The organism is Thiolapillus sp., assembly GCF_048562965.1.
Classification (GTDB): Bacteria; Pseudomonadota; Gammaproteobacteria; order Chromatiales; family Chromatiaceae; genus Thiolapillus; species Thiolapillus brandeum_A.
In genome coordinates this window covers 1-745 of record NZ_JBHNMF010001260.1, presented here as the reverse complement: position 1 = coordinate 745, position 745 = coordinate 1, and the positions used below count along the sequence as shown (strand labels likewise).

The window sequence follows — 745 nt, the reverse complement described above, 5'->3', positions numbered from 1 at the left end:
TACTTAGAGTGCAGGCGAATGTAGTAGCTCAAAGCATCCAGTTTCCAACTCTATGGTATTGCGGGCAATTGCTACGTGGCGATGTTTCAGAAAATCCTCATGTATGAAGTCATATCCGGTTTTTCTGGATATGGAATTACAGATGCCGTGCGTAGTCTACGCCTTGTGGTCTATGGTATGCTGGCCACATGTAGTCTGAAAGGAAAACGAGCATGCACGCTACCAATGTCAGAAATCTGAAGAAAAATCCGTCTCTTGCGTTGCGGCAGGCGGAGGAGTCGCCCGTGTTGGTGTTGAAAGGGGATGAGCCCAATGCCCTGATCGTACACCTGGACAAATTCCTGTTCGATGCGGAGCAGTCGGTTCGGCCGGCGTTGGCGGCTTCTTTGTTCAAGGATGGCACCTTGTCTCTAGGAGGGGCTGTCCGGCTCAGTGGTATGCCCATGTCCTCTTTTCTCCAGTTCCTCGGGGAGTTGGGCATTGAGATCGTGGGGAGTGATGAAACCACAGACCGGGAACAAACAGACATCAGCGCATGGCTCGCATCATAGTTGCAGATGCGGGGCCACTGATTGCTTTTGCGGGTGTTGGTCAACTGGAGCTGTTGAGGATATTGTTTGGCGAGGTTGTCATTCCGCAATCGGTGAAGGATGAATGTCTGGCCAAACCTGGAGAGGATGCGGCACTGATTAAGCAAGCGATAACCCAGGGCTGGTTGGCGGTGCAACAGAGGCCGGCTCAGCCC

General features: G+C 52.6%; 2 protein-coding genes. Both read left to right on the top strand.

All coding sequences use genetic code 11. The annotated features are described in order from the left end of the window. Positions 1-212: 212 nt before the first annotated feature. Positions 213-551: a UPF0175 family protein gene (locus ACOCD2_RS23680; RefSeq protein ID WP_293650322.1), complete on the top strand. Its 339-nt coding sequence runs from the start codon at positions 213-215 to the stop codon at positions 549-551. Next, the coding region (locus ACOCD2_RS23675; RefSeq protein WP_419626258.1) for a hypothetical protein at positions 536-745 on the top strand (210 nt) is incomplete at its 3' end. The genes ACOCD2_RS23680 and ACOCD2_RS23675, both read left to right, overlap by 16 nt.